This window comes from Salinibacter altiplanensis (assembly GCF_002894645.1).
GTDB classification, from domain to species: Bacteria; Bacteroidota; Rhodothermia; order Rhodothermales; family Salinibacteraceae; genus Salinibacter; species Salinibacter altiplanensis.
Genome location: NZ_NCQY01000030.1, coordinates 459,916 through 479,074 on the forward strand (window position 1 = coordinate 459,916; position 19,159 = coordinate 479,074).

15 protein-coding genes are annotated in these 19,159 nt (G+C 64.7%); 2 read left to right on the forward strand and 13 right to left on the reverse strand.

Annotation, left to right across the window (positions count from 1 at the left end; translation table 11 throughout):
- Positions 1-4: 4 nt before the first annotated feature.
- Entirely contained in the window at positions 5-697 is a 693-nt protein-coding gene (gene trhA / locus B7R93_RS13980; protein WP_232798470.1) for a PAQR family membrane homeostasis protein TrhA, read from the reverse strand.
- Positions 698-794: 97 nt separating this feature from the next.
- Positions 795-1,358, reverse strand: a complete 564-nt coding sequence (locus tag B7R93_RS13985; protein WP_232798472.1) for a YkvA family protein — start codon at positions 1,356-1,358, stop codon at positions 795-797.
- A 202-nt stretch (positions 1,359-1,560) separates the two neighbouring features.
- Here B7R93_RS13985 and B7R93_RS13990 point away from each other — a divergent pair, with 202 nt between their 5' ends.
- Positions 1,561-1,980, forward strand: a complete 420-nt coding sequence (locus B7R93_RS13990) for an OsmC family protein (protein WP_103021350.1) — start codon at positions 1,561-1,563, stop codon at positions 1,978-1,980.
- A gap of 81 nt (positions 1,981-2,061) precedes the next feature.
- On the opposite strand, the gene B7R93_RS13995 is transcribed toward B7R93_RS13990, so the two are convergent.
- From B7R93_RS13995 to B7R93_RS16250, 3 genes are all read right to left on the reverse strand, one after another.
- Positions 2,062-3,744 carry an acyl-CoA carboxylase subunit beta gene (locus tag B7R93_RS13995; RefSeq protein ID WP_103021351.1) on the reverse strand — a complete coding sequence of 561 codons (1,683 nt, stop codon included), beginning with the start codon at positions 3,742-3,744 and terminating at the stop codon, positions 2,062-2,064.
- A gap of 711 nt (positions 3,745-4,455) precedes the next feature.
- Positions 4,456-4,650 carry a general stress protein CsbD gene (locus tag B7R93_RS14000; protein ID WP_103021352.1) on the reverse strand — a complete coding sequence of 65 codons (195 nt, stop codon included), beginning with the start codon at positions 4,648-4,650 and terminating at the stop codon, positions 4,456-4,458.
- A gap of 170 nt (positions 4,651-4,820) precedes the next feature.
- Entirely contained in the window at positions 4,821-5,042 is a 222-nt protein-coding gene (locus tag B7R93_RS16250) for a hypothetical protein (RefSeq protein WP_272482666.1), read from the reverse strand.
- Positions 5,043-5,560: 518 nt separating this feature from the next.
- On the opposite strand from B7R93_RS16250, the gene hemG reads away from it, so the two are divergent.
- Positions 5,561-6,946, forward strand: a complete 1,386-nt coding sequence (hemG, locus tag B7R93_RS14010) for a protoporphyrinogen oxidase (protein WP_103021353.1) — start codon at positions 5,561-5,563, stop codon at positions 6,944-6,946.
- Here hemG and B7R93_RS14015 read toward each other — a convergent pair.
- The 8 genes from B7R93_RS14015 to B7R93_RS14050 form a co-directional block, all read right to left on the reverse strand.
- Positions 6,940-7,683, reverse strand: a complete 744-nt coding sequence (locus B7R93_RS14015; protein ID WP_232798474.1) for a hypothetical protein — start codon at positions 7,681-7,683, stop codon at positions 6,940-6,942. The two genes, hemG and B7R93_RS14015, sit on opposite strands and share 7 nt — an antisense overlap.
- Positions 7,684-7,829: 146 nt before the next feature.
- Positions 7,830-8,684, reverse strand: coding sequence for an SDR family oxidoreductase (locus tag B7R93_RS14020; RefSeq protein WP_103021355.1), 855 nt, complete (start codon positions 8,682-8,684; stop codon positions 7,830-7,832).
- 56 nt (positions 8,685-8,740) lie between these two features.
- Positions 8,741-11,344 carry an acyl-CoA dehydrogenase gene (locus tag B7R93_RS14025; RefSeq protein WP_198598683.1) on the reverse strand — a complete coding sequence of 868 codons (2,604 nt, stop codon included), beginning with the start codon at positions 11,342-11,344 and terminating at the stop codon, positions 8,741-8,743.
- A gap of 213 nt (positions 11,345-11,557) precedes the next feature.
- Positions 11,558-12,304, reverse strand: coding sequence for an SDR family oxidoreductase (locus B7R93_RS14030; protein WP_103021356.1), 747 nt, complete (start codon positions 12,302-12,304; stop codon positions 11,558-11,560).
- A gap of 159 nt (positions 12,305-12,463) precedes the next feature.
- Positions 12,464-13,669 (reverse strand): thiolase family protein, encoded by a 1,206-nt coding sequence (locus tag B7R93_RS14035; protein ID WP_103021357.1) that lies wholly within the window; start codon positions 13,667-13,669, stop codon positions 12,464-12,466.
- 286 nt (positions 13,670-13,955) lie between these two features.
- Positions 13,956-16,367 (reverse strand): 3-hydroxyacyl-CoA dehydrogenase/enoyl-CoA hydratase family protein, encoded by a 2,412-nt coding sequence (locus B7R93_RS14040; protein ID WP_103021358.1) that lies wholly within the window; start codon positions 16,365-16,367, stop codon positions 13,956-13,958.
- A gap of 129 nt (positions 16,368-16,496) precedes the next feature.
- Entirely contained in the window at positions 16,497-18,404 is a 1,908-nt protein-coding gene (locus B7R93_RS14045; RefSeq protein ID WP_103021359.1) for an AMP-dependent synthetase/ligase, read from the reverse strand.
- Between the two features lie 64 nt (positions 18,405-18,468).
- Entirely contained in the window at positions 18,469-19,092 is a 624-nt protein-coding gene (locus B7R93_RS14050) for a TetR/AcrR family transcriptional regulator (RefSeq protein ID WP_103021360.1), read from the reverse strand.
- Between the last annotated feature and the right edge of the window lie 67 nt (positions 19,093-19,159).

The window sequence follows — 19,159 nt, forward strand, 5'->3', positions numbered from 1 at the left end:
GGGGCTACAGGACGTACAGCACCACCGCGGCGTAGTGACAGGCGCTCCCCACCAGCACGAAGACGTGCCAGATGGCGTGGCTGTACCGCAGGGAGTGCCAGCCGTAGAAGAGGACGCCGACCGTGTAGGCCAGCCCGCCCGCCGCGATTAAGAGCAGCCCCCCCAGCGGCAGCGCGGCGCTCATGGGGTTCGCGAAGAGCACCCCGAGCCACCCCATGAGCAAGTACAGTGTGGTCGCCGCCGGGTGGAAGCGGTGCGTCGAAAACAGCTTGAACAGCAGCCCCGCGAGGGCGAGCCCCCACACGAGCGCGAGCACGGTCCAGCCCCAGTCCTCCCGCATGAGCACCCCCACGAACGGCGTGTAGGTGCCCGCGATGAGGAGGAAGATGGCGACGTGGTCGAGGATGCGCAGGATCCGCTTCAACCGCGCGGTGCCGACGCTGTGGTAGAGGGTCGAAGTGGCGTAGAGGAAGACGAGCGTCCCCCCGAAGACCGCCGAGGCCGCCAGGTCCCACCCCCCGCCCGCGACCCCCGACAGGACGATCAGTCCAATCCAGCCGATCACGCTCAGCACGAGGCCAATCCCATGCGTGATGGCGTTCGCGAGTTCTTCCTCGTAGGACTGCCGCTTGTGCGGCGCCATGGTCGGGTCCTGGGCGGGCTCGGAGGCCTCGCCCTCAAAGTTCCAGGGAAGCATGGCGGGCATTGCCTACCGGCGACCAGTCAAAAGGAAATAAGAGCATCCCATGTATGGGTCTCCACGTGTAAGGTACGACGCGCCACGGAGCCTACTGTTACGAGGAAATTAGGTCCGGACCGGGCGCGCCCCGATCGGTGGTTTCTTCCTGTCTTCGGTTGGCGCGTCGCCATATTCGGTAGTCCCGCAAATCTTGCTCCACCAGGGAGAGACAGGCCGACACGACGGCGGCATCGTCAAGGAGCCCCACCAAAGGCAGAGCATCCGGAACGAGGTCGAACGGGTTGAGGACATAGAGGAGCGCGAAGCCCACCGCACTGAGCGTCCAGACCGGGAGGCCACGGTACCGCCCCGCCCGGACATCCCGGATCAGATCCAGAAGCAGCCGGCCGTCGTCCAGCAGCCGCCGGATCCCGCCGTCCTTCCGAAAACGCGCCTCAATCGCCTCGGCGCGGTCGACCACCGTGTCGAGGTCCGCCTCCGTGATTCGCCGAGCCTTCTCCCGCACGTACTCGGCATCGATGCGGTCCAGCCGATCGGCGAGGCGCGTGTCCCGGACGCTCCGGATTCGCTTCCGAAGTCGGGCAAAGACGGACGCGGAGGAGGAGTCATCCGACGAACCCTGTGAGATGGGGGAAGGATCGGTCTGACCGTCGGCCATGTCAGGCGGAGCGATGTGGGAAACACAGGGATACACGAGATGCGGGGACGAATGCTCCCGCCCCTGGCGTTTTAGATCCCCACTTGCCCAACATCCCAAAATTCATTTTGCAATAACGGCAGCGTACGCCCACTGACTCTTTGCCTTCAGTTTTCTATACTGAGACCCGAGGTTCTTTTCACCTATCCCCCTTTTCGTGCGTATGCACCTGAGCATAGACCAGATCAACGATGCCGTCCAGTTTCGGGGCACAAACGGCGATCACGACGTGACGATTGCCTCCACGAACGACCAGGAGGGGCTGAGTCCGATGGAGATGGCCGCGCTGAGCGTCATCGGCTGCAGCAGCATCGACCTCCTGACAATCTTGGAGAAGCAGAAGCAGGACATTGAAGACTTCAGTGCCGACATTGACGGGGAGCGCGCCGATGATCCCCCGCGCGTCTTCACCGACCTGCACCTACACTACGAGTTCAGCGGCGGCGTGGACCCGGACAAGGTCCGCCGGGCCATTACCCTGAGCCTCGACAAGTACTGCTCGGTGTCAAACATGGTCGACCAGACCGCTACCATTACGTTCACCTTCACCGTCAACGGCGAGCGGTACGAGCAGGAGGAATAGTCACTCCTCAAACATCACTCCTCAAACAACAGTTGCCCCTCGGCACCGGACACGGGCCGAAGCCCCTCGCCCTCCGCCGGCCTATGTCTGGATCACACCGGGATTGAACCGCTCCAGGGTGGGATTGTGGTCTACCATGTCGAGGCCACGGGCGAGCCAGTCACGCGTGTCATGCGGATCGATAAGGGCATCTACCCAAAGGCGGGCCGCCGCGTAGTAGGGCGTCGTCTGCTCCGCGTAGCGATCCTGGATTTTGGACAGCAGCTCCTGCTCATCCTCCTCCGACAGCTCCTTCCCCTGCTTCTCCAGCTGGCGCACTTTGATTTGCTTCAGCACCTTGGAGGCCTGCGTTCCCCCCATCACGGCAATCTTGGCCGAGGGCCAGGCCAGCACGAGGCGGGGGTCGTAGGCCCGCCCGCACATCGCGTAGTTGCCGGCCCCGTACGAATTGCCCACCACGACGGTCAGCTTGGGCACGGTCGAATTGGACACGGCGTTCACCATCTTCGCTCCATCCTTGATGATGCCTCCCTGCTCGGCCCGCTTCCCGACCATGAAGCCCGTCACGTCCTGGAAAAAGACGATCGGAATCTCCTTCTGATTGCAGTTCATGATGAAGCGGGCCGCCTTGTCGGCGGCGTCGGCGTAGATGACACCCCCGACCTGAATTTCGCCCTTCGAGTCGAGGTCCGTCCGGTTGCGCACCACGGCCCGCTGGTTCGCCACGACCCCCACATTCCACCCGTCGATGCGGGCGTAGCCGGTGAGAAGAGTGCGTCCGTAGCCCTCCTTGTACTCGGTCCAAGACTCCGCGTCGACAATCCGGGCCAAAATCTCGCGCATGTCGTACTGCGCATTCCCTTCCGCCGGAAAGAGACCATACAGCTCGTCCGCCGGGTAGGCGGGCTGGACCGGCTCCTTTCGGGCGTATCCGAAGCGCTCCGTCGGGCCGGAGTGGTCGACGAGCGATCGGATCTTGTCGAGCGCCGCCTCGTCGTCCTCCACCTTGTGGTCAACCACGCCGGAAATTTCGGAATGGGCCGTGGCGCCCCCCAGTTCTTCCGCTTCCACATCCTCCCCGATGGCCGCCTTCACGAGGTACGGCCCCGCCAAAAACACGGAGCCGGTGTCCTCCACGATGATGGCCTCGTCGCTCATGATGGGCAGGTAGGCCCCGCCGGCCACACAGCTTCCCATGATGGCCGCGATCTGCGGGATGCCCTTGCTCGACAGCTTCGCGTTGTTGCGGAAGATGCGGCCGAAGTCGTCCTCGTCGGGAAAAATCTCGTCCTGCATCGGCAGGTACACGCCCGCCGAGTCGACGAGGTAGAGGATGGGCACGTGGTTCTCCAGCGCAATTCGCTGCGCGCGAAGGTTTTTCTTGGCCGTAATCGGAAACCAAGCCCCTGCCTTCACGGTGGCGTCGTTCGCCACGATCATACACTCCCGACCGCTCACGGGCCCCAGTCCCATGACGGTCCCTCCTGCCGGGCAGCCCCCCTCGTCCTCATACATCTCGTACCCGGCAAAGAGCCCCAGCTCCCCAAATGCCGCCGGGTCGTCGACCAGGTACTCGATTCGTTCCCGGGCCGTGAGCTTGCCCCGCTCGTGCTCTCGCTCCCTCTTTTCCGCCCCGCCTCCTGCCCGGACCTGCGCGGCCCGCTCCTGCATCGTCTCGACGAGGGCCTCGTACTGGGCCGCCTGATCCTGAAACGAAGCGCTTTCAACTGGGGATTCGGTGCCTATCGTGTCGGAGTCGGACATGCAGAGATGAGCGTTGGGGAAGACAATTACGAAGCCACTTCTGTCCCTAAACTAATCGATGCGGGCCCCAATCCAAAATGCTCTGCCACTCCCCTACTCGGTACAGGGAGGCACAGAGAGACACGAGAGGCGCGGGGAGATACGACAAGACAACAAGGGCCTTTCTCCTCTTCTGCCTGGAGCCTCACCTTTCCACCAGCGGTCTCGACCGGAGGCCCCCGACCCGAAGCACACGACGCGCGAAGCATCCCCGCAGGGGCAGGGCCTTTCACCGGGCAAAACACAGCCGAGAATGACTCGCCTTTTTGCGTCTCTCAGGGACGACGCTCGGCTGATGGCTGGGCTCCTCAAACACCGTTTGTGGGATGGATGAGTCGCCGTGACAAAGGGAGCAGGGCAACGTTGCAAATAGCACTCATGTGATCCCTCGTGTCGGCGCTACCAGGGACGTGCAAAGGCCATCCTGCGCGCGATTCCCAAGGTCGCAGCGCTGGAAGCGAAGTGGCCGAGTGCTTTCAGGGTGCGATCGGGTACTGGCCGAGGGAGCCACAGAACGTCCACCAAACAGATTCTCATTCTCTCAAACGCAAGGCGAACACAAAAAGCCCGCCCTCACGCCGAGGGCAGGCCTTTGTGAACAGTACGCAGCGGGTTTGCTGGATGAGAATGCCCGCTCGTCCGAGGCGTCACTCAACACCAGCACCGAACAGTCTACAGGATGGCGCTCATTTTGCGACGGATTTCGTCGACGGGCTCTTCGGTTTTGTCGTGGATCAGCCCCACGATCTTTGTGAAGTTGCCCCGGGCTCGCTTCATTTGCTTGTTGTCAAAGTCCGTTTCGTCCCAGATGTCTTTGATTTGGTCGCGGATCCGACGCCAGTCTTCATTCATTTTTTCCGTCGCCATAAGCCAGTCTCGTAGGGATTTTGAGTAAGGATGCGATGTGGTAAGTGGATGATACTGTGTTTTTAGCGCCGGAGTTTCCTCAGTTCACGCCAGACAGACGCGCGGGTCTGCCCTCATCACTGGAACGACATGTCGCGGGCCGCTCTCGTCGAACTGTCTCATTGCGTTGGTCAACGGAGGGGGACGCCGTCGCCCCTGGAAGACTGCTGGGCCGTTGCGGGCACTCGTTCCTCCGTGTCGCCCCCCGAGCGTCCTGTCGTCGCTAACCGGAACTGATGAACGAGCTGGCGCGCATCGTCGCTCGCGTCTCGCAGTTTCGAAATGGCCTGCGTGATGTCCCGGGTCGCCTCGTCGGCCTGGCCCGCCAGTTCACGAATCTCTTCGGCCACCACGGCAAACCCTTGTCCCGTTGTCCCCGACTGGCCGCGTTCAGCGCAAGGAGGTTGGTCTGATGGTCCCGTCGGGCTTAAATTCAATGACCGCTTGGGACCGATGAACGGCCTCAACCAGGGCGGACGTGCCCATGTCTGCCTCTTGAGGGGATGTCTCATCGACGTCGTTTTGAGGGGAGGAATCGGAGTCGAAAAGCGAACCCAGCACGAAGCAGAGAGCTGTAATACCAAATGCCGACGGTCATTGTGCACATTCGTGTGGATGATACGGGAAGAGAACGTCGCGAGGCGCGCCTCGCGACGGGCCTTCCGAGACGTCCCAGAGCCATCCGGTGCATGGTGATCCCTCGCAACTGGTATAATGCAACGATTGTCGCGAGGGTCGTCCGTAGGGATCGACTGCTCCCACCGAGGCTTAACCTCACTCACGAATCAGTGGCGTCCCCCTCCCCGAACGGCAAGAAACGTTCTTCGTACAAACCCTCTCGGTTGTTTTCGAAGTAGCAGTAGTATTCTCAATGCCCGACATTGGAATTATCGGGGCCGGAATCAGCGGCCTGGCGGCCGCATACCGCCTGCAACAACAGGGCCTCTCGGTTCAAGTACTTGAGGCCTCCGGGCAGACGGGCGGCGTGATTCAGTCGGAGTCGGCGGAGGGTTTCCTGATCGAACACGGCCCGAACTCGATCCGGGCCGGCGATGCCGCCCTGGAGACATTGATCGACGCCCTCGACCTCCACGAGGATCGCGTCTGGGCCAACGACGTGGCCGACACCCGATACGTGGTGCGCAACGATCAGCCCACCCCCTTGCCTCGGTCGGTTGGCGCCTTCCTCACGACCGACTTGTTCTCCACCCGCGCGAAGTTGCGGCTCTTGGCGGAGCCGTTCATCGGCCGCGCCGCAGTCGAGGAGGAAAGCGTGGCCCGGTTCACGGAGCGGCGCCTGGGCCCGGAGGTCCTCAAGTATGCCGTGGCCCCGTTCGTGGGGGGCGTGTTCGCGGGCACGCCCGACACCCTCTCCGTCCGGCATGCCTTCGAACGCTTAGCGGCGCTCGAAGACGAGTACGGGTCCCTCCTCCTCGGTGCAATTCGGCGGGCCCTCACGAGCAACGATGAGGAGACGCCCGACACCCCCTCGGGGCTCTTCTCCTTCCGTGGCGGCCTCCAAGCCTTTCCCAACGCGCTGGCCGATGCGCTTGGGGACTGCATCGCCTTGAATGCCCCCGTCCATGCCCTCGCCCACGACGGGACTGCGTGGCGGGTGACCGTTGCCCCCACCGACGCCGCCACGCACACCCGCTCCTTCGACGCCCTCGTTTGCACCGTTCCGCTTCATCGGCTCTCCGACATGAGGCTGGAGACCTCCGTGGACCTCTCTCCTCTCGGGGACGTCACGTACCCCCCCCTAAGCGTGCTGGCCCTCGGCTACGAGCGGGACGCAATCGACCATCCGCTCGATGGGTTTGGGATGCTCGTGCCCCCTGTGGAGGACTCGTTCGACGTCCTCGGGTCCATCTTTTCTTCGACGCTCTTTCCCGGCCGCGCCCCGGAGGGACACGTGCTCCTCACGACCTTCGTCGGTGGGGCGCGGGCCCCGCAGCACGCCACGTCCGATGCAGCGTCCCTTCAGGGCCTGGTCGCGCGCGACCTGGATTCTTTGCTCGGCGTGGACGCGTCCCCTGTCTTCCGGCGTCTCGTGCACTGGCCCCACGCCATTCCACAGTACGAGATCGGGTACGGGGCGGTGAAGAACACGCTTAACGCCCTGGAAGCAACACATCCCCGGCTTGCCTTCGCCGGCAACTACCGGGCGGGCGTGTCGGTGGGCGATGCCCTCGCCTCCGGCCTGCAGGCGGCCGACCGCCTGCTCGGGGCGAACGAGCAGGCCGGACAGCCTCACTGACGCCGCGCGTCGGCTCCTCCTGTCTCGGCGGCCAACTGGCGCACCAGCCGCCGCTTCACAACCGGCAAAAGCGTCTCCTGGTACGGAACGGTACGGGCAATCTTGGAAAAGTACGTGGCGGGATTGGGCAGGTCGCGGCGCTCTTCGATGAGCTGGAGCTTGATCGTCGACGGGTTCGCGTCGACGTCCACTTCCGGAACGGTTTTGCAGTGGACCGTCTTCAGAGCGCGGTGGGTCTCTCCGTCGCCCTCGATGAGCGACAGCGTGTAGCGGAGGACATTCAGCTCTTCGTCGTCCCGGTGCGGCACCATGAGATACCCCTCTTGTACGTAGGACGGCACGATGCCCACCGTTTCGAGCTCCAGGCTGTCTTCGACCTGCTCGTAGACGGTCTGTCCCTCTTCGATAACGTCCCGGATGTGGGGCAACGCCCACCGGATCAGGTCCTCCACCTCAGCCATCTCACAACCGTCGAGGTCCGGCCACTCGTAGGTCAGGGCCTTCTCCTCCCAATCCACGCCCGCGATGCGGCCGGTGTCCGGCGTGCGGAAGTTTTCCGTCCGGTCCAGGATCGTCGTGAGTGCACCGTACAGCTTCACGAGTCGGCCGAGGTGGGGATAGACGCGCTGCTCCCCGAACGCGGACTGGGCCTTCTGCAGGCCCGCGAGCACTTGGTACTGCGTCCGCTCGACATCCTCGACGGCACGGGTAAACAGGTTGAGGCTGAGAGGATCCATGGGACTGGGGCTGGACGCCTGAATGTGAAGCGAAAGACAACGTTGTGCGTAGAATTCATGCACGTAGTCGTCAGTCGCCCAAGAATCATTCCGGGTCAGCTCCGTCGTCGTTCGCGCCGGACGCAGCCGAGTCCCTGCGTTCCCCCTTACTCGGGGCGCATTTGTTCCATCAGGGCGTTTACCTGGCGGCGGGGCATACGGGTAAAGGCATTGAACTGCCCGCCCGCGGCCAAGGCCTCTCCGCCGTCGAACGTGACGACCTCCCCGTTCATGAAGGCGGACAGGTCGCTGAGCAAGAAACTGGCCAGGGTGGCCAGCTCGTCGGGCTCCCCGAAGCGACGCACCGGGATGCGCTCCCGCATTTTTTGCTCCAGGTCATCGTCGGGCACAAGCCGGTCCCACGCGCCGTCGGTCGGAAAGGGACCGGGAGCGACGGCGTTGAGGCGGACTCCCGCCCTCCCCCACTCCGCGGCCAGCGAGCGCGTCATGGCGACGATCCCGGCCTTCGACATGGCACTGGGCACGACGTACGCACTGCCCGTCTCCGCGTACGTGGTGGCAATGGAGAGCACGACGCCCTCCGTGTCCCGCTCCAGCCACCGCCGCCCGCAGGCCTGCGTGCAGTAGAACGACCCGTACAGGTTCGTCTTCACGATGGCGTCGAATCCATTCGGGGAAATCTTTTCCGTCGGCGCCAGGAAGTTGGCCGCAGCGTTGTTGACGAGCCGCGTCACGGGGCCCTGCCGGTCTTCGGCCTCTTCGAGGAAGGCCTGCACGGCCTCGTGGTCCCGGACGTTGCACGGAATGCCCTCTGCGGTGCCGCCGTCCTTCTCAATGGCCTTCACCGTCTCGGCCAGCGGGTCGGGGCGACGTCCATTGATCGTCACGACCGCCCCCAGGTCGGCGAATCGGCGGGCCATGGCGCGCCCCAGCCCGGTTCCACCGCCGGTGACGACAATGTGGTGGTCGGCGAGGAGATCGGGCGCGAACGAGTCGGACATGACGGGCGGGACGCAATCATAGAGGGCCAGCGTGCGTATTCTGTATGCCCGTGGGCCTACGCCGGTTCGTGCGACCCCGATCGGTCGGGCGCGCCATCCCCCTGTGGAGAAACAGGAGGCCGTTCTTCCCCATCGTCCGGCGTGACCTCCACGTCCGTCACGTCCCGCTCCAGGCCCTCCACAATTGCGGAATCGAGGGCGCCGCGGTCGGCGGGCTGTCCGGGAAGCATCCGCCGCTGGCGATATTCCTCCAGGCCAAAGTCATCTACCTGAATGTAGCGTTCCCGCGCCTCGTCGGCGCGGTGGACGAGATCACGCTCCTGCTCGGTGATCACGTCGGCTTTCACCGCCTCTTCGAGCAGTTGGGGAGGGCGCTGCTTCGGCAACTGCCCGGCGCGGACCGCTTCTTTGATCTTCTGGCCCACGTGGTACGCGTCCCGGCTCAGGCGAAATGCGTGCTCCAGTTCTCCCAGCGGCTGGTCGGCATCGTCGGGCACGTAGAGGTCCTCCGTGAGCCATGTGCGGGCTCCCTCCTTCTGCTGAATGGCCCGGGCGAGCGTCCCGCCCAGGTCGTCCCCCGGCATCTCGCCGATCGTGTTGAGGCGCGACCACGGTGCCACCACGCCCCGCAGAAGCCACGTGAGGCCCGGCACCGTCAGGTTCTCGAACAGGCCCTCGAACGCCTCCTGCATCTGCGCGAAGGCGTACTGGAGGCTCCAGTGCAGGAACGGCTCCTGTTCCTCCGGGCGCCCCTCCTTCTCGAACCGCGTGAGCACCGCCGTACCCAGGTACATCCAGGAGAGAATGTCGGCGAAGCGGCCCGTAATCTTCTCCTTCCGCTTGAGCATGCCCCCAAGGCTGCCCATCGCCAGGTCGGCAAAGAACGCGAAGCTGGCCGAGGCCCACGCCATCTTGCGGTAGTACGGGGCGGCGGGTCCCCCCACCGGGCTGCTCGCCAGGCGGCCGCGGGTGAGACTCAGGCCGAGCGCCCGAAAGCCGTTGCGGACCACGTGTCCGATGTGGCTCCAAAAGGCATCGTCGAACTTTTTCGTGTCTCCCTCCATCAGGGCCTCGATTTCTTTGAGGGCGTACGGATGGCACCGGATTGCGCCCTGTCCGAAGATCATCATCGTCCGCGTGAGGATGTTCGCCCCCTCCACCGTAATGCTGATCGGCAACGCCTGGTAGGCCAGCCCCATGAGGTTGTTGGGGCCGCGGGAGATGCCGTTGCCCGCCAGCACGTCCATCCCGTCGTTCACCAAATCCCGCTGCAGCTCGGTCGTATTGTACTTCATGATGGCCGACACCACGCCCGGCTTCTCCCCTCGGTCCACCGCGCCGTTCGTGTAGCTCCGCGCGGCGTCCATGATGTAGGTGTACCCGGCGATGCGCGCCAGGGGCTCTTCGATCCCCTCAAACTTCCCAATGGAGAGGCCGAACTGCTCGCGCACGGCGGCGTGCGCGCCGGCGGCGCGGACGACGAACTTGCCCCCACCCACGGCCTGTGCCGGCAACATGATGCCCCGGCCGGCCGAGAGCGCATCCATCAGCATGGCCCAGCCGCGTCCTGCCCCCTCTTTCCCCCCAATGATGGCGTCGAGGGGCAGCACCACGTCGGTTCCCTCCGTCGGACAGTTGAAGAACGCCACGCCGAGGGGATCGTGGCGGCGGCCCAGCTTCACGCCCGGCGTGTCCGTGGGGACGAGCGCACAGGTGATGCCCAGGTCTTCGCCCTTGCCCAGATGATTCTCGGGATCGTGCAGCTTGAACGCAAGGCCAAGCACCCCGGAAATGGCGGCCAGCGAGATGTACCGCTTCTCCCAGTTGAGGCGTAGCTTCAGTTCGCCGTCGTCGTCCTCGAACACCTCCCCGGTCGACTTCATCGCCCCGGCGTCCGAGCCCGCGTTCGGTTCGGTCAGCGCGAAGGCCGGCAGAATCTCGCCGCTCGCCAGTTGCGGCAGGTAGTGGTCCTGCTGCTCATCGGTGCCGTAGTGGAGGAGCAGCTCGCCCGGGCCGAGGGAGTTGGGCACCATCACCGTGATGGCGAGGGGCACCGAATGGCCGCCCAGCTTCTGCACCACCGCACTCCGGGCGGCGACGGAGAAGCCCTTTCCGCCATGCTTCTCCGGGATGATGAGGCCAAAGAACCCCTTCTCTTTTAGGAAGTCCCACGTCTCGGTCGACAGATCGCCGCGCTGGTGGACCTGCCAGTCGTCGACCATCGCGCAGACCTCTTCGCACGGCCCGTCCAGAAACGCCTGCTCCTCGTCGGTGAGCTCCGGGTAGAGCTGATCAAGGGTCTTCTCGAAGTCGGGGTTACCGGAGAACAGCTCCCCCTCCATCCACACGGTCCCGGCGTCGATGGCCGTCTGCTCGGTCTCCGAGATGGTGGGCAGAAATTGAAGCGCTTCCATCAGCCTCATGACGCCGGCGGACACTTGCCGCCGAATCGGGCCGACGTTGAAAACGGCGACGAGGACGCCATACGGGACCCAGACCCAAAGTGGCGCTCCGGCCCCGTAGAGCCCGGCTCCCCCGACCAGGGCCCACGCCCAGAGCGGCGCCCCCGTGTAGCCGAGCACGGCAAGTACGAGGAGGAGTCCGCCGACGACCCCGGCCGCTGGCATGCCAACGAAGAACTCAAACAACGGAAGATTCATGGCGAGCTCTCCTGATTGGTGAACAGTCGCGTATGTGCTGACCTGGCCTCTCCCCCGGCCAAACGCCGCCAGGGGCGTAGGTTAACACTGTTAATTCATGCTTACACAATAGTTAACGGTGTTATCTTTTACAAGTTCGACACATTGCATGAATCCAGGGAGCTCCACGTCCACGGGGCCGTCGGCCCGGTCCGGACGCTCGACGTCGCAGTGTCACAGATTCTGGCTGGTCGGCCGATAGAGAATCTCGTTCACGTCCACTGCTTCCGGCTGCTCGATCGCAAACGCGACGGCCCGCGCAAACGAATCGGCCGACACGGCGTGCTCGTCGTAGAGCGCGTCGGTCTTCTCGGCGACATCGTCCTCGGAGATTGTGTCCGGCAGTTCCGACTCGACGGCGCCGGGAGAGATGACCGTCGTGCGGAGGCCGTAGGGCGTTGTCTCCTGCCGGAGGCCTTCGGAAAGGGCCCGCACCGCGTGCTTCGTGGCCGAATACACGGCACTTCCGGGCTGTACGTCGTGGCCCGCGTCGGAGGCGACGTTGATGATGTGGCCGGACTTCTGCTCCTTCATGTGAGGAAGGGCCGCGGCGATGCCGTACAGGACGCCCTTGACGTTCACGTCGATCATCTGGTCCCACTCCTGGACGTTGAGCCGGTCGAGGGGAGAAAGGGGCATGACTCCCGCGTTGTTGAGCATCACGTCGATGCGGCCACACTCGTCAACGGCGGCATCGACCAGGTTCTGAACCTGTCGGCGTTCGGTCACGTCGGTCGGGACGGCAAGTGCCCTTCCGCCGTCTTCGGTGATCTCATCGGCGATCGCTTCGAGGCGCTGGGTGCGCCGGGCCCCGAGAACGACCTCGGCGCCGTTCTCAGCAAGGTGACGCGCGGCGGCCGCGCCCAGCCCGCTGCTGGCACCAGTGATGACGACCACGTTTCCTTCAATGCCTGCACTCATGAGGAGGCCTGTGGTTGGGAGCAAGATCTGCTGGATTCAGCGCCGGGCACGCACGCCGACGCCCCCACAGACTACCGCCCACGCTGCGGGCTCAAAAATGCGATGGTTGAACCGTTTCCCAAAACTGGGCCAGGAATGCGGAGCCGAGGACGCAGCCCACTAAGCACGCAGGTTCTCGATCACCCCCGCGGCGCCCATTCCGCCCCCCACGCACATCGTACAGAGGCCGTACCGCACCCCGCGACGGATCATTTCGTGGAGCAGCGTAGCAGTGAGCTTCGCCCCCGTACAGCCGAGCGGATGGCCCAGCGCAATGGCGCCGCCATTCACGTTGACAATCTCTTCGTCGAGCCCCACCTCCCGAATGACAGCGAGCGACTGCGACGCGAACGCCTCGTTTAGCTCCACGAGACCGATGTCGTCGAGCGAGAGCCCCGTTTGCTCCAACACCTGTGGGATGGCCTCCGCCGGCCCGATGCCCATCAGCTCCGGGTCGACCCCCACCACGGCGAAGCCGCGGAGCGCCCCCAGCGGATCGACCCCCAGCTCGTCCACCCGGTCGCCGCTCATGACCACCGTCGCGGCCCCGCCGTCCGAGCGCTGCGACGAGTTGCCGGGCGTCACGCTGCCCCCCTTCTTGAACGCCGCGGGCAGTTGCGAGAGCACCTCCAGGTTCGTGTCGCGGCGCGGTCCCTCGTCGACCTCAAACGTTTTGGTCTGCGTCGTGGCCTCGCCCGTGTCCCCGTTCGCCGACTGATAGTGCGTCTCCTCCAGCGTCAGGGGCACCCGTTCGTCCCCAAACCGCCCTTCGTCAAGGGCCTCCACCGCTCGCTCGTGGGAGCGCAGCGCGAAGCGGTCCTGTTCTTCGCGGGACACCTCGTACTCGTCGGCCACGTTTTCGGCGGTGATGCCCATCGAGACGTAGGGGCCAATGTTCTCCTCCGTCAGCCCCGGGTCCGGCTGAAAGAAGAAGCCACTCATCGGCACCTGGCTCATCGACTCCGCCCCCCCCGCTACGATCACGTCGGCCGTGCCCGTGGCAATCCGCTGCGAGGCCTGGGCGATCGTCTGCAGGCCCGAGGAGCAAAAGCGGTTGACCGTGGCACCGGGCACATGGTCCGGCAGCCCGGCCTTCTGGGCGATGAGGCGCCCGACGTTCATCCCCTGCGGCCCTTCGGGAAATGCGCAGCCCATGAGCACATCGTCCACCATTTCGGGCGTCAGCCCGTCCACGCGATCCAGGGCCCCGGTCACGGCGTCGGCGCCGAGGTCCTCCGGGCGATAGTTCGCGAGCGTGCCCGTCTCTGCCTTGCCGACGGGCGTACGGACGCTGCTGACGATGTAGGCGTCGTGTTTTGCATTCATCGCATTGAAGGGTTGAACGTTGGAAGGTTGAATGTTGGGCAGTCGGACACTGGCACGTTGGGAAGGCGGAGGAGATGGCCGAAAGAAGAGTGTTCAGAACCTGTTTGGCGACACGCCTGCGGCCTTTGACGTCATGGATCTCGTGCAATGACCCTTCGGCATATCCCCTGGTAGCCCCGCTACAAGGTTCATTTGGGCGATTCATTGCCCTTCGCCCCCCGTGTCTCCGCCTTCCCATTCGCTCGCAAAACAGGTTCTCAACGTCAAACGTGCCAACGTACAACGCTTAATTCCGGAGGGGCTTGTTGTGCTCCAGCATGTGCTGGATGCGGGCCTGCGTTTTCTCCTCCCCTAGCAGACTCAAGAAGACCTCCCGCTCCAGCTCGATCAGGTAGTCCTCGTGCACCGTCTGCGGGCTGCTCAGCTTCCCGCCGCACATCACTTTCCCGAGCTCCGTGGCCAGGTGCTCGTCGTACTCGCTGATGTAGTTGCCCTCACGGTACTGCATGAGCGCTACCTTGAACGTCGACAACGTCTTCTCCCCCAGCACCGGGATCTTGTTCATCACGGGCGGCGGGGCGTATCCCTGCTCACTGAGGCGAAGGACCTCCTGCTTTGCGGCGTAGAGGCGTCGGTCCTCGTGCATCACGACGCGCGTGTTGTCGGGGAGAAACCCCATGTCGATGCCCTGCGCGGCGCTCTCGGCGACCTCGGCCATCGCCACCGTTTCGAAGTAGGGGCGCAGGTGGTCCTGGATTGCGTTGGGGTTGTCGTTCGGGGCCTTCTGCGCGGCCTTCGCGGCGAGGCGCATGGTCCCGGTTCCGGCCGGAATGAGCCCCACCCCCAGTTCCACGAGCCCGATGTAGGTCTCGGCGGCGGCCACCGGATGGGGGCAGGCCATCGCCATCTCGCAGCCCCCCCCCAGCACACGCTGGTGCGGCGCCACCACCACTGGCGACGAGGCGTAGCGCACCTGCTGGATGGTTCGCTGAAATTCGTCGATGTACTGGTCGATCACGTCGAACGCCCCCTCCGAGGCAGCCATCGCCATCTCCCCCAGATTCGCCCCAACGGAGAAGTTTTTGCCTTCGTTGCCCACGACCATCCCACGCAGGTTGGCATCCTGCTCCACCCGCCCAATGCACTCGCGGAGCCCCATCATCACATCCCGCCCCAGGGTGTTGGCCTTCGACCGAAACTCGAAGAGGGCCACGCCGTCGCCCACATCAAGCAGGGCCGCGTCGCCGTTGCTCCAGAGCTCGTTTGCGGCGTCCTGTTTGAGGGGAGCCAGGCGCAGCTCGTCGCCCGGGTGCGGGTCGGGCTCGTGCTGGTCGACACGGGGCATAAAGACTGCCCGCTCGCCGTCACGAGTGTCGTAAAACGTGTCGCCCCGTTCGTGCATCTCCGTCACCCAGTCCGGCACGTCGAGGTCGTGCGCCTCCATGCCGTTCAGGACCGTCTCCATCCCGAGGGCGTCCCACATCTCGAACGGTCCCTTCTTCCACCCGAATCCCCACCGAATGGCACGGTCCACATCCGCCGGATTGTCGGAGACCTCCCCGAGGCGATTCGCACTGTAGGCCAGCAGCTCCAGCGTCGTTTCCCGAAAAAACCGACCTGCCCGGCCGTCGGCCTCGTGCAGGGCCCGGAGGCGCGCCGACAGGCCGCCCGCATTCCAGATCGTCCCCAGGTCGCCGAGCTCCTCGTCCGCCGCACTCTTGTACCCGAGGGTCTCTGGGTCAACCGACTTGATCTCTCCATCTTCTTTCTTATAAAATCCGGCCTTCGTCTTCTCCCCCAGCCGGTCCTCGTCCACGAGACGCTGCAGGAGGGCGGGCACCGCAAAGGCTTCGCGCTGGGCCTCGTCGTCCACCAGGTCGCGCAGGTTGGTCGCCACGTCCATCAGCACGTCGAGCCCCACGAGGTCGGCGGTGCGGAAGGTGGCGGACTTGGACCGGCCCGAGATCCTGCCCGTGAGCGTGTCGATTTCCTCGATGGTGTAGTCGCCGTCGGTGAAGTGGCGAATCGCCTGGAGCTGGGCAAAGACGCCGATCCGATTGCCGATGAAGTAGGGCACGTCGTTGGCCACGACGATCCCCTTCCCCAGCCGCAGCCGCCCAAACTGCGCCACCCGCTCGGTCACGTCCGGGTCAGTGGCGTCGGTGGGCACCAGCTCCAGCAGCTTCAGGTAGCGCGGCGGGTTGTAGAAGTGGGTGCCCAGGAAGCGGCGCTTGAAGTCGTCGGACCGCCCTTCGGTTATTTCGTGGATGGGCAGCCCACTGGTGTTCGTAGAGATGACGGCCTCGTCCGCGGCGTGCGTCTCGATGCGGGCATGCACGTCCCGCTTCACGTCCATCCGCTCCACGACCGCCTCCACGACCCAGTCAACCTCGCCGACACGCTCAAAGTCCTCCTCGAAGTTTCCGAGGTGAATCCGGCCGGCCTGCTCGTCGGTGAAGAAGGGATCGGGACTCGCCTCACAGGCCTGTTCGAAGCCCGTGCGCACGACGGCATTCGGATCATCGCCGTCGTCCGGCGCAATGTCGAGCAGGTGCACCTCCAGCCCAGCGTTGGCGAGGTGCGCCGCGATCTGCGCGCCCATGGTGCCCGCCCCCAGCACGGCCGCGGTGCGGAACGGGGGATGCGTGGGCGGGGCCTCCAGGTCGAGTGCGCGCGTGTCGAGGGATGTGGTGTCCATGGCGTCAGTTCGGGACGTGAATGAGAACAAAGCTGTCAACCTTAACGGCGTTAACCACGAACATCAAGAGCCGGAACCGCTTCCGGCCCCGGCGGAGGCTCGTGGGCAGGTGGGCATGTTTTGAGGGCATCATACCTCCGCCAGGACCGTTCCCTCATCGGCCCACTGGCCGGTCCGCCCATCGTCGTCGTACAGGGCCTCAATCTCGTCGGCGTAGGCCGTCCGCACTTTTGGCCGGCGGATTTTCATCGTCGGCGTCATCAGGTCCGATTCGACGGTCAGTTCGTCGGGGATGAGGGCCAGCCGCTTCACGGTAGACCAGGGCTCCATTCCATCGTTTGCGCCCTGCGTGATCGACCGGTACGCATCCACAATGTGGGGCTCAGTCAGGAGATCTTCAATGTCCCGCTCGGCCCCCAAGCCCCGTTCGTCCGCCAGCGCCCGCACCTGGTCCTGCGCCGGAAACAGAAGGGCCGCGCAGAACTTGCGGTCGCTGCCCACGACGACGGCGTTGTCCACCAGCGGGTCGCTGCCCATTCGGTTCTCCATGGGCTGAGGCATTACGTACTTGCCCGTCGAAAGCTTGAACAGGGCCTTTTTGCGATCGGTGATTTTGAGAAAGCCGTCGGCGTCGAACTCACCGATGTCTCCGGTGCGGAGCCACCCGTCTTCTTCCATCACGGCGTCCGTCTCGTCAGGGGCCTTGTAGTAGCCCTGCATCACGTGGGGGCCCCGTGTCAGGATCTCCCCGTCCTCCGCAATTTTGACCTCCACGCCGGGCAGCGGCTCGCCCACCGTGCCGGGCTTGTTGCGCTGCGGGCGGGTGTAGGAGATCACCGGGCTCGTCTCGGTTAGGCCGTAGCCCTGCACCGTCGTGACGTCCGCCGCCGCCAGGAGGTTTGCCAGGTCCGACTGGAGGGCAGCTCCCCCCACGACAATGTATTTGACGCGTCCCCCGAAGGCAGCCCGCCACTTGCGAAACACGAGCCGGTCCGCCGCCGCGTGCTTGAGGGCGTAGAGGGGCGACATCGACTGGGTTGTATCGTAGGCCTGTGCCACCTGGAGCCCCCACTCCCCAATGCGTTTTTGAAGCCCCTGCATGCCCATGATCTTTTTCTTTATGCCCGCGTACACCTTTTCGAGAACACGCGGGACCGACGCGAAGACCGTGGGCCGCACCTTCGGCAGGGCGTCCACGAGATCATCGGGATGGACAAAGTAGATGCTGATGCCCCGCATCATGTAGGCGTACTGCAGCATGCGGGCGAACACATGCGTGAGGGGAAGAAATGAGAGTGCGACCTCCCCCTCCGGTCCGGTCTCGAAGTCGTCGATCTCCGCGATCGACGTGATGGCGTTCGACGAGATGTTCTCGTGGGACAGCATCACGCCCTTGGGCTGCCCCGTGGTACCGCTCGTGTAGATGATGGTCGCGAGGTCGTGGGGATCGAGTTCCGCCCGGAGGCCGGCGATGACCGCCGACGGATCTTCAACCTCGCTCCGCCCCAGCTCCTGGACAGCCCCCAGCGTCTTCACCGTCACCCGGTCTGGCAGGTCCGGACGGTCGGCCTCGGGGCCCGGATCACAGACAATGACCGTTTCGATGCGGGGCAGGTTCGGGAGCCAGGCCGCAGCCTGGTCCAGGCGCTTCGGGTTGGACACGACGAGCACCTCCGCCCCGGCGTGGTCGACCACGTACTGCATTTGCTCCGGCGCGCTCGACAGGTACAGGGGCACGTCGATGAGCCCCCCGATGAGGCATCCCATGTCGACGACGCAGTAGTGCACGTCGCTTTCCAAGAGAAGGGCCACCTTCGTCCCCCGGGTCAGGCCGAGCGCGCGCAGGCCGAGGGCCGTCTCTTCCGCCCGCTGCCGAAATCGGTCGAGCGACATGGGGACCCATCCCTCCTCCGTCGGTTGATTGAGGGCCTGGGGATTTTCGTACGCGTCGGTGGCCTCGTACAGCAGATCGGGGATGGTTCGCCCCCGCACACAGGGACCGGCATCCGGAGGGGCCGCGTGAATGGGACCGGACATGGAGTGGGAGCAGACATCGGTGAGAGTAAACCGGATGCCACGCCGAAGGGCTTCCAGAAGCACATCAGGGCGTGGACGAGGCGGGGACGCGAACCCCGTGGATGACCTGGCGAATGGCGGTGTCGATGAACGTGTCCGGATCGATGCGCGCATCCACCCGGTCGGCGAGCAACAGCGACACCGTGCCGTGCAGCGAGGCCCACGCGGCACTCGCGGACACCCGGCTGTCGTCTATCTCGAAGGTGCCCTGCTCGACGCCTCCGTCGAGGGCCCGGGCAAAGAAGTCCAGGTTTTCTCGGGCCGCTCGGTACTTCTCGGGCGGATAGCGTTCCATTCGCTCCGGACGGAGTTGGAACATGATCTCGTAGTACTCCGGATTTTCGAGCCCAAACTCAACGAAGCACTCACAGAGGCCCCGGAGCCGTCGGACCGGCGCCTCGGGGTGTTGTCCCGCCACGTCCCGAAGACGATCTCGAAGCTCCATCATGCCTTCGTGGATGAGGGCGTGGAGCAGTACATCCTTGCCGTCGAAGTGGAGATAGATGCTCGTGGCACTGTAGCCGATGGAATCGGCAATCGTGCGCATCGACAGCGCGTCGTATCCCTCCTGCACGAGCAGGTGACGCGCCGTATCCAGGATGCGGCGGCGGAGTTCGGACTCCTCAGACCCGTCGGTCGTCGACGTCATGCGCGGATTTCCTCGTGCCTCGCGTGGCAGAACGACATGGGCCCCACGCCCACAGGGCAATGTATTG

What these genes read in the sequence shown, in the direction of transcription:
- trhA (WP_232798470.1), bottom strand. Translation starts at nt 697, where the DNA reads ATGCTTCCCTGGAACTTTGAGGGCGAGGCCTCCGAGCCCGCCCAGGAC.
- B7R93_RS13985 (WP_232798472.1), bottom strand. Translation starts at nt 1,358, where the DNA reads ATGGCCGACGGTCAGACCGATCCTTCCCCCATCTCACAGGGTTCGTCG.
- B7R93_RS13990 (WP_103021350.1), top strand. Translation starts at nt 1,561, where the DNA reads ATGCACCTGAGCATAGACCAGATCAACGATGCCGTCCAGTTTCGGGGC.
- B7R93_RS13995 (WP_103021351.1), bottom strand. Translation starts at nt 3,744, where the DNA reads ATGTCCGACTCCGACACGATAGGCACCGAATCCCCAGTTGAAAGCGCT.
- B7R93_RS14000 (WP_103021352.1), bottom strand. Translation starts at nt 4,650, where the DNA reads ATGGCGACGGAAAAAATGAATGAAGACTGGCGTCGGATCCGCGACCAA.
- hemG (WP_103021353.1), top strand. Translation starts at nt 5,561, where the DNA reads ATGCCCGACATTGGAATTATCGGGGCCGGAATCAGCGGCCTGGCGGCC.
- B7R93_RS14015 (WP_232798474.1), bottom strand. Translation starts at nt 7,683, where the DNA reads ATGGATCCTCTCAGCCTCAACCTGTTTACCCGTGCCGTCGAGGATGTC.
- B7R93_RS14020 (WP_103021355.1), bottom strand. Translation starts at nt 8,684, where the DNA reads ATGTCCGACTCGTTCGCGCCCGATCTCCTCGCCGACCACCACATTGTC.
- B7R93_RS14025 (WP_198598683.1), bottom strand. Translation starts at nt 11,344, where the DNA reads ATGAATCTTCCGTTGTTTGAGTTCTTCGTTGGCATGCCAGCGGCCGGG.
- B7R93_RS14030 (WP_103021356.1), bottom strand. Translation starts at nt 12,304, where the DNA reads ATGAGTGCAGGCATTGAAGGAAACGTGGTCGTCATCACTGGTGCCAGC.
- B7R93_RS14035 (WP_103021357.1), bottom strand. Translation starts at nt 13,669, where the DNA reads ATGAATGCAAAACACGACGCCTACATCGTCAGCAGCGTCCGTACGCCC.
- B7R93_RS14040 (WP_103021358.1), bottom strand. Translation starts at nt 16,367, where the DNA reads ATGGACACCACATCCCTCGACACGCGCGCACTCGACCTGGAGGCCCCG.
- B7R93_RS14045 (WP_103021359.1), bottom strand. Translation starts at nt 18,404, where the DNA reads ATGTCCGGTCCCATTCACGCGGCCCCTCCGGATGCCGGTCCCTGTGTG.
- B7R93_RS14050 (WP_103021360.1), bottom strand. Translation starts at nt 19,092, where the DNA reads ATGACGTCGACGACCGACGGGTCTGAGGAGTCCGAACTCCGCCGCCGC.